The sequence below is a fragment of the Streptomyces sp. NPDC054813 genome (genome assembly GCF_053611365.1).
Genome location: NZ_JBSHAF010000012.1, coordinates 275,028 through 283,488, shown reverse-complemented (window position 1 = coordinate 283,488; position 8,461 = coordinate 275,028). Strand labels below are relative to the sequence as shown.

Sequence of the window (8,461 nt, the reverse complement as noted above, 5' to 3'; positions counted from 1 at the left end):
CCCTGTGGCGGGGCGGCCGGGGGCTTGCCCCGCGGGGGCCCGCCCGCCCCTGGCGGCCGGGGGCCCCCCGCGCCCGCGGGCGGGCCCGGCCGGGCCCGGGCCGGGGGCGGCCTGCCCGCGCCCGGCCGCGGGCGCCCCCCCCCCCGCGGGCCATTCGGCGTGAGGTAAGTCCCAGGAAAGAGACCTATCAGACTCTTACCGCACCTTCACCTCGCGTTTACCTCCGGGATAGTGTGCCGCTCGTGAAACGAATTCTGATCCGTTCCGGGAAGAGCCCGTTCCGTGTCGCCACTCCGGCGGAGTTCATCCACCAGGACCTGATCGGAACGAATACCGGGAATCTGCTCTTCAGCGACTCGGCCCACAAGATGCTGACCACCCCGGGCACCGAGGTGACGTCCAACGGCATCCGCACCGACCCCTCGGCCCGCCGAGCCGCGGAGATCAACGAGCAGTACGACGCCTTCGTCGTCCCGCTCGCCAACGCCTTCCGCCCGACGTTCCACGCCTCCCTGGACCGGCTCACCACGCTGATCGAGCAACTCACCATCCCGGTCGTGGTGTTCGGCGTCGGCGCCCAGGCCCCCGCGGACTACGACACCGGCTGGCTGAAGCCCATGGCGGACTCGGTCCGCCGCTTCGCCCGCGCCGTCCTGGACCGCTCCGCCTCCATCGGCGTACGCGGCGAGCTGACCTCGGACTACCTCAAGAGCCTCGGCTTCAAGGACATCGACATCATCGGGTGCCCGTCGATGTTCCTCTACGGCGACACCTTCCCGGAGATCCGGGCCACGGAGCTCAGCGCCGCCTCACGCGTCGCCCTCAACCTGTCGCCGGACGCGATACCCGTCGGCGACATATCGGGCCTGGCCCGGCACGCGTGGGAGCGCTACCCCCACCTCACCTACTACGCGCAGAACACCGTCGACGCCGAACTGCTGATGTGGGGCGACACCTCGCCGGAGTCCGGGCACACGGACCCCTTCCCGCTCCAGCTCAGCCACGCCCTGCTCCAGGAGAACAAGGTCCGCATGCCGCTGGACCCGGCCACCTGGATCGACGAACTGCGCGGCTACGACTTCGCCTACGGCACCCGTATCCACGGCAATGTCGCCGCCCTGCTGGCCGGCACCCCGAGCGTGGTCCTCACCCACGACTCACGCACCCTCGAACTGTGCCGCTACTTCGACATCCCGCACCGCTCGCTCACCGAACTGGGCGCCGACACCGACCCGCGGGAGCTGTACGAGGACGCCGACTTCTCCGCGATGGTCAAGGGGCACGGTGAGCGCTTCGAGCGCATCATCGCCTTCCTCGACCGCAACGACCTGCAGAACACCTACACCCACGGCGACGGCGGCGCCGCCTTCGACGCCCGGCTGGCCGCCCTCGACCTGCCCGCCTCGATGCCGGTCTGGGACGGCGGGGACGACGGCCAGATGCGGTACCGGATCAGCCGGCTGCGCGAGCGGATCACCGCGGCCGACACGAAGGCCGCCCAGCACGCCAAGGAGAACAAGGAGCTGCGCAACCGGCTGGCCACCGCCGAGAAGCGCGCGACCGAGACGACCCGCCAGCTCGACGCCCTCCGCAAGGAACTGACCGCCGCCACCAAGCAGCTGTCCGCGGTGGAGCGCCGGGTCACCGGCATCGACAAGCGAGTACTGGTCCGCCTCGGCCCGGCCCTGCGCCGCCGCATGCGCAGCCCGCGACAGGACTGACCACCGCCACCGCCCCGCGCGCCCGTGCACCGGCCCCCGGATCCTCCACACGGATCCGGGGGCCGACTGCTTCTCAGCTCGCGGTGAGCACCCCGGCGCCCGCCGTCTTCGCCAGCTCCGCCGGCAGGTTCCTGGCGCTGCTCTCCAGGCCCGCCGTCAGGGCCGGGGTCCAGTTCACCGTCGTCTTGATCTTCTTCGAGTTCGCGGCGTTGTAGGCGGCGACGAGGTCGGTCGTGGTGCCGTTGACGAGGTTGCCGCTGCCCGCGACCGAGCCGGTGCCGTCGCCGCTCAGCAGCTTGGAGACCTTGAGGGAGCTGGGCACGGTCCAGTAGTTGTCCTGCGCCACGACCTGGGCCTTCGCACGGGAGTTGATGCTGTACTGCAGCGCGTAGCCGTTGAGGGTCGTGACGTCGTAGTAGTTGTTGTAGAGGTGCACCTGGCCGACACGGGTCAGCGGGGCGCGCTGGACGATGCCCTTCCAGACGTTGTGGTGCAGGGTGACGCGCAGCTTGCCGCCGGGCTCGCTGTCGCTGCTGCCGATCAGCATCGTCTTGTCGTGACTGGTGAACCGGTTCTGCTCGACGGTCACCAGGTCCGAGCTCTTGGTGATGTCGAGTTCGCCGTCGTGGACCTGGTACTCACGGCCGTAGTACTTCGGGTTGGTGCTGTCGAAGTGCCCGGCGTCGCTGAACGTGTTGTGGTCCGCCCAGACGTGCGTCGCCCCGCGCAGCGTCACCGAGTCGTACTCGGAGTTCCAGTTGCCGTCGTCGCCGTCGGTCGGGTCCCACTGTGGGAAGCAGTCCTCGGTGTCGGAGAAGGTCAGGTTGCGGACGATGACGTTGCCGACGCTCTGGATCTGCAGCATGCCGCCGGTGATGCCGGCCTCGGTGCCGGGGACGCCGACGATCGTGGTGTTGGCGGGCACCTTGAAGACGATGTTCGCGGCCTGCTTCTTCTGCGCGGCGGCCCGCGCCGTCTCCTGGGTCCCGGAGGGCAGTTTGGAGCGGCCGTACGTCGACGGGTCGAACGCCTTCAGGTAGGCGCTCAGCGAGTACCCCGTGCCCGCCGCGTAGTCGGCGCAGGTCAGCTTCTTGCCGGAGTCGTCGGTGTTGGCGTCGATGGTGCCCTTGACCTTGATGATGCGCGGGGTGGTGTCGGACGCCGACCCCAGCGCCTTCACCAGCTGGGCGCGGGTCGAGACGGTGAAGGTGTGCGCGGAGTCGGCCTTCGCCCCACCGGTCGTACCGGAACCGGACGACGCCCAGCCGTCCTTGGCGGCGAGCGTCTGGTGGTAGAGGTCGGCGCCGGACGCGTTCGCGCCCAGCACGAGCGCACCGGCACCGACACCGGCGGCCACCACGGCGGCGGAGACGACGAGGACACGGCGCTTGCGAAGAGACCGACGGTGAGAGGCAGAGGCCACGGGGGAGTCCTTACATACTTCCGAAGTGCTGGGGACGGGCCCGCTGGGGCGGGCCTCACACCTCTGTGGTCACGGAGATCGAAAAAGTTGCCGTCACCTTCTCGGCCGTGAACGGCCGACCTTGTGCACTCGGTAGTCGGTGCCGTCGCTGGTCGTTGCCAGATTCGCGACGCCCCGGTCCGCCACGATCCAGTCGACCGGCTCGTACACCTCTGGGTCTCGGCGCCGCAATCGCAGCAGGGATGCGGGTGTTCTGCTGCGAGAACGCCGTGGCATCCTCGGCAGAATCAAGTGAATGTTTGGGTGGGGTGAGGCCCCGGCCCCTGCATGTCCCCGACACATCCGTATGGTTTCGCCATGACCCCTGAGCTCATCCCGATCGCCTATGAGCCGCACGGCCGTACCGAGGCGATCGGCCGCTATTCCGACGGACAGTTCCTGGCGTCGGTCACGTACGCGTTCCCCGAGGGGTTCCGGCTCGACGAGGGCTGGGAGGAGCAGAAGCGGCTCTACTCGGTGCTGCATCTCTTCGACGCCGAGGGGCACTACCGCGACTCGCAGATCTGGTGCGCGGGCAGCTGGGCCGAGCAGCAGCGCGATCCGGACGGCGCCGGGTCGGTGCTGGTGCGGGCCCGCGCGCACCTGGCGAACATGCTGCGCAGCCTGCCGAGGCGGACGTACACGGACATCGCGATACGCCCGTTCCAGCTCGTCGTTGACGGTGTGTTCTTCGGGCTGGTGGCGAAGGAGGACGACGACGGGGGATGGGCCGAGCTCTACCCGGACCACCTGGGCTTCGGCGAGCCCTGGGACGGCCGGTACGACACCTGACACCCCACCGCCAGGCCAACGGCTGGTAAAGTCCGCTCACTTGTCGCCCGACCCGCACCGCTCCGCCTGATCCGCCGGGACAGCTGCGATGGCAAGCGGTCGTTCGGAGTGCGAGTCGGGGAATCCACAGGGGGGGTAACTCATGCGCAGATGGGGTGCTGCCGCGTTCGTGGCCGCGTCTTTGGTCGGTGGCGTGCTGCTGCCGGCCGTCCCGGCCGGCGCTGTACACGGCGCCGTGCCGGGTGACTTCAACGGCGACGGCTACCGCGACGCGGTCCTGCCCGCGCCGGGCGCGAACGTGTCCGGCAAGGAGGGCGCGGGCGCGGTCGTCGTGCTGTACGGCTCCGCCTCGGGGCTGTCGACGAGCCGCCGTAAGACCATCACCCAGAACACCGCCGGTGTGCCGGGCGCCAGCGAGACCTACGACGCCTTCGGCGCCGCCACCGCCACCGCTGACCTGAACCGGGACGGCTACGCCGACCTGGTGGTCGGAACGCCCGACGAGGACACCTCGAAGGGCACCGACTCCGGTGCGGTGACCGTGCTCTGGGGCAGCAGGAGCGGCCTGACGAGCGGCACGGACCTGCCGTCGCCGTCGTCTTCCCCGTGGCACTACGGCGAGGACGTCGCCGCGCTCGGCCTCGGCGCCGGGGCGAAGACGCGGGTGGCGGTCGCCGGAGGGGACGCGACCGTGAACTTCGGCGGACCGTTCAGCCGGACGGGCACGTTCGGATCCGCCGTGTACAACGACGACACGGCGTCCCCCCTGTCCGTCACGCTCGGCGACCTCAACGGCGACGGCGTGCCCGACCCGGCCTCGGTCACGGACCGGCTGAGCGGCCTGAGCGGCGGCGAGGTCTACACGAACCCCGCCTACGGCAACGCGCTCAAGGGCAACGGCCTGATCCTGGCCTCCGGAGACATCAACGGCGACGGATACGCCGACCTCGTGGCCGGCGACCCGGACGAGCCGGAGAAGGCGGGCGTGGACGGCGCGACGGGCGGCCGCGTCCTCGTCTGGTACGGCTCCGCCGCGGGTATCCCGACGAACACGACGCCCGTCCAGATCACGCAGAACACCGCCGGTGTGCCCGGCGCGAGCGAGAAGGGCGACAACTTCGGCGGGTCCCTGGCGGTGGCCGACCTCAACCGGGACGGCCTCGCGGACATCGTGATCGGATCGCCGTTCGAGGACCTGGCCAAGAGCCGGGCGGGTCAGGTGACCGTGGTCCCCGGCCGCCGCAGCGGCGCCCTCGGCACCGGCTCGTACTCCTTCTCCCAGGACACGGCGGGCGTCCCCGGTGCCTCCGAGACCGACGACTTCTTCGGTACGACGGTCTCGGCCGGGGACGTCGACAACGACGGCAGGCCGGAGCTGTTCGTCGGCGCGGCCCACGAGAACGCCGGCACCGGCGCCGTCTGGGTCTTCCCCGGCGGCTCCGCACGGCCGACGGCCTCCGGCAGCCGCGTCATCACCGCGCACGGGGTCGGCCTCACACAGGCTGCCGACACCCTGCTGGGCGGTAACGGACTGCTCTGGGTGATCTGAACAGTCCAAACACGCCGAAGGCGCCCGGGTGCCTGCTTCCTGGATCCCGGGCGCCCGCGTCACGGACGTCTCACGGATGTCAGCCGTTGTTCGTGTCGTCCGGCTCGACGCCCAGGGTCAGTTGGCCGCGGACGCCGCGGGCGATGTGGTGGCGGTCGTACTTCAGGTAGAGCAGGCCGCCCTCGTGCCCGTTGCCCGGGTAGATGCCGTCCCCGTCGAGGGTGGTGCGGGTGGTGGTGTTGCTCGCGTACGGTTCCACCTCGGCCGACAGCAGGACCGACTTCTCGTCGAAGAACAGCTGGCCCGTGTGGCAGGTGTGGCCGCCCTCGTACCCGGCGTCCGTCCACTCGCCGTCCACGTGCACCTTGACGTGGATGTGGACGCACCGGCCCTGGTACCAGCCGGGGAAGACGGTCTTGAAGGTGACGTGACCGTGCCGGTCCGTGTGCCAGGTGCCGCGCAGGTAGCGGGTGTCGTCGGTGGGCTCCTGGTGGCCGCCGCCACCGCCGGGCGGGGGGCCGGTCGGAGTGCCGGTGGGCGCGTCGGTCGGCGGGGTGCCGGTCGGCGGGGTGCCGCCACCGCCGCTGCCCGTCTCCTCGTACCCCGAGTAGACGCCCGACGCGTTGCAGTGCCAGATGTCCACGGCCGCGTTCCTGAGCGGCTTGCAGGTATCCGCGTCGATCACCTTGAGGGTGAGGTGCAGGGGGATGCCCTCCTGGTCCTCGGTGACGTCCTGGCGGAGCTTGTCGGCGTCGATGTAGTAGGGGCCCTCGACCAGTTCGGAGGTGAGCGTGTAGCAGGCGCCCTCCGAGGACGAGGGCGAGGCCGCGGCTTGGGTGCCCTGCTCCGGGGCGGTGCCGTCGCTCGCGGCGAAGGCGCTGCCGACGCCCACAGCGGTCACGGCCACGCTGCCCGCCGCCAGGACCGTACGACGAGCCAACTTCCGTCTGTCTTCAGGGGATTGAGCATCAGTGGGAGTGTGGGTGTCTGTCATGGTCAGGGACCGTAGACAAGGCGGAGCCGGTGGGAACATCGGAGCGAGCTGTGAATCGCGGTGCGCAAGCGAAAGGCTCGAAACCGACGCCGGTTTCGAGCCTTTCCTTCGGCTGTGCTGCTTCTGTACGCCTTACTTCGGCTGCGGCTTCCGGATGGTCAGGTGCAGCTCGCGCAGTCGGGCCTCGTCCAGCTCGGTCGGCGCGCCCATCATCAGGTCCTGGGCGTTGCCGTTGAGCGGGAAGGCGATGGTCTCGCGGATGTTGGGTTCGTCGGCGAGGAGCATCACGATGCGGTCCACGCCCGGGGCGATGCCACCGTGCGGCGGGGCGCCGAAGCGCAGCGCGCGCAGCATGCCGGCGAACTCGCGCTCGACGGTCTCCTCGTCGTAGCCCGCGATGCCGAACGCCTTGAGCATGATGTCCGGCTCGTGGTTCCGGATCGCGCCGGAGGACAGCTCGACGCCGTTGCAGACGATGTCGTACTGCCAGGCCAAGATGTCCAGCGGGTCCTGGGTCTCCAGGGCCTCCATGCCGCCCTGGGGCATCGAGAACGGGTTGTGCGAGAAGTCGATCCGGCCGGTCTCCTCGTCCTTCTCGAACATCGGGAAGTCGACGATCCAGCAGAAGCGGAAGACGTTCTCCTCGAAGTGCCCGGCGCGCTTGGCGGCCTCGACACGCACCGCGCCCATGATCTTGGACACCTCGTCGAACTCGCCCGCGCCGAAGAAGACGGCGTGACCGGCGGCCAGCTGGAGCCGCTTGGTCAGCTCGGCGACGTTGTCCTCGGTGAGGAACTTGGCGATCGGACCGGAGAGCGAGCCGTCCTCGGCGACGCGGACCCAGGCCAGACCCTTGGCGCCCTGCGAGACCGCGAAGTCACCGAGCTGGTCGAAGAACTTGCGGGGCTGGTCCTGGACCGCCGGCACCGGCAGCGCACGGACGTGCTTGCCGGCGAAGGCCTTGAACTCCGAGCCCTCGAAGATGTCGGTGATGTCGACCAGCTCCAGCTGGGCGCGCAGGTCCGGCTTGTCGGAGCCGTACTTCAGCATCGCCTCGCGGAACGGGATCCGCGGGAACGGCGAGGTGACCTCGTGGCCGCCGCCGAACTCCGTGAACAGCTCGGTCATCAGCTGCTCGATCGGGCGGAAGACGTCCTCCTGCTCGACAAAGCTCATCTCGACGTCGAGCTGGTAGAACTCGCCCGGCGAGCGGTCGGCGCGGGCGTCCTCGTCGCGGAAGCAGGGCGCGATCTGGAAGTAACGGTCGAAGCCGGAGATCATCAGCAGCTGCTTGAACTGCTGCGGGGCCTGCGGCAGCGCGTAGAACTTGCCCGGGTGCAGGCGGGAGGGCACCACGAAGTCACGGGCGCCCTCGGGGGAGGTCGCGGTGAGGATCGGGGTGGCCATCTCGTTGAAGCCGAGGGCGACCATCTTGTGGCGGATGGCCGAGATCACGGCCGTGCGCAGCATGATGTTGCGGTGCATGCGCTCGCGGCGCAGGTCCAGGAAGCGGTACTCCAGGCGCCGCTCCTCGTTGACCCCGTCCTCGGCGTTGATCGTGAACGGCAGCGGGGCGGCCGCGCCGAGCAGCTCCACCTCGCCGACCTCGACCTCGACCTCGCCGGTGGGCAGGTCGGGGTTGATGTTCTCGGTACCGCGGGAGACGACCTTGCCGTCGACCCGTACGGTCGATTCCTTGCTGAGCTTGTCCAGCGCCTCGTAGGCAGGCGTGCCGGGACGTGCCACCAGCTGGGTGATGCCGTAGTGATCGCGCAGATCGATGAAGAGGATGCCGCCCAGGTCGCGCCGATTGTGCAGCCAGCCACTCAGCCGGACGTCGGTGCCGACGTCAGAGGAGCGGAGCTCGCCGCAGGTGTGGGACCTGTACCGATGCATCGTGGTTCATCCAGCCTTCGCGGATCGGGGTGTGGTGTCAGCCTGGT

The 8,461-nt window shown here is 69.8% G+C and carries 6 protein-coding genes; 3 read left to right on the top strand and 3 right to left on the bottom strand.

The features are described from left to right. Positions 1 to 242: 242 nt before the first annotated feature. A complete protein-coding gene (locus tag ACWGJB_RS25690; protein ID WP_453382434.1) occupies positions 243 to 1,721 on the top strand; it encodes a polysaccharide pyruvyl transferase family protein in 1,479 nt (492 codons plus the stop codon). Between the two features lie 73 nt (positions 1,722 to 1,794). On the opposite strand, the gene ACWGJB_RS25685 is transcribed toward ACWGJB_RS25690, so the two are convergent. Beyond that, the gene (locus ACWGJB_RS25685) at positions 1,795 to 3,144 is read right to left on the bottom strand and encodes a pectate lyase family protein (RefSeq protein WP_453382433.1); all 1,350 of its coding nucleotides are present in this window, start codon (positions 3,142 to 3,144) and stop codon (positions 1,795 to 1,797) included. Positions 3,145 to 3,501: 357 nt separating this feature from the next. On the opposite strand from ACWGJB_RS25685, the gene ACWGJB_RS25680 reads away from it, so the two are divergent. Both ACWGJB_RS25680 and ACWGJB_RS25675 read left to right on the top strand, forming a co-directional pair. After that, on the top strand, positions 3,502 to 3,975 hold the full coding sequence (locus ACWGJB_RS25680) for a hypothetical protein (RefSeq protein ID WP_453382432.1): 474 nt from the start codon (positions 3,502 to 3,504) through the stop codon (positions 3,973 to 3,975). 142 nt (positions 3,976 to 4,117) lie between these two features. Continuing rightward, on the top strand, positions 4,118 to 5,524 hold the full coding sequence (locus ACWGJB_RS25675) for a VCBS repeat-containing protein (RefSeq protein ID WP_453382431.1): 1,407 nt from the start codon (positions 4,118 to 4,120) through the stop codon (positions 5,522 to 5,524). Positions 5,525 to 5,603: 79 nt separating this feature from the next. Here ACWGJB_RS25675 and ACWGJB_RS25670 read toward each other — a convergent pair whose 3' ends face one another. Together ACWGJB_RS25670 and aspS are read right to left on the bottom strand one after the other, a co-directional pair. Then, a complete protein-coding gene (locus tag ACWGJB_RS25670) occupies positions 5,604 to 6,518 on the bottom strand; it encodes an intradiol ring-cleavage dioxygenase (RefSeq protein ID WP_453382430.1) in 915 nt (304 codons plus the stop codon). Positions 6,519 to 6,650: 132 nt separating this feature from the next. Further along, a complete protein-coding gene (aspS, locus tag ACWGJB_RS25665) occupies positions 6,651 to 8,414 on the bottom strand; it encodes an aspartate--tRNA ligase (protein ID WP_453382429.1) in 1,764 nt (587 codons plus the stop codon). Positions 8,415 to 8,461: the final 47 nt, after the last annotated feature.

Bases quoted from the DNA above. Each gene is read 5' to 3' on its own strand.
- ACWGJB_RS25680 (WP_453382432.1), top strand. From the start codon at position 3,502: ATGACCCCTGAGCTCATCCCGATCGCCTATGAGCCGCACGGCCGTACC.
- ACWGJB_RS25675 (WP_453382431.1), top strand. From the start codon at position 4,118: ATGCGCAGATGGGGTGCTGCCGCGTTCGTGGCCGCGTCTTTGGTCGGT.
- ACWGJB_RS25670 (WP_453382430.1), bottom strand. From the start codon at position 6,518: ATGACAGACACCCACACTCCCACTGATGCTCAATCCCCTGAAGACAGA.
- aspS (WP_453382429.1), bottom strand. From the start codon at position 8,414: ATGCATCGGTACAGGTCCCACACCTGCGGCGAGCTCCGCTCCTCTGAC.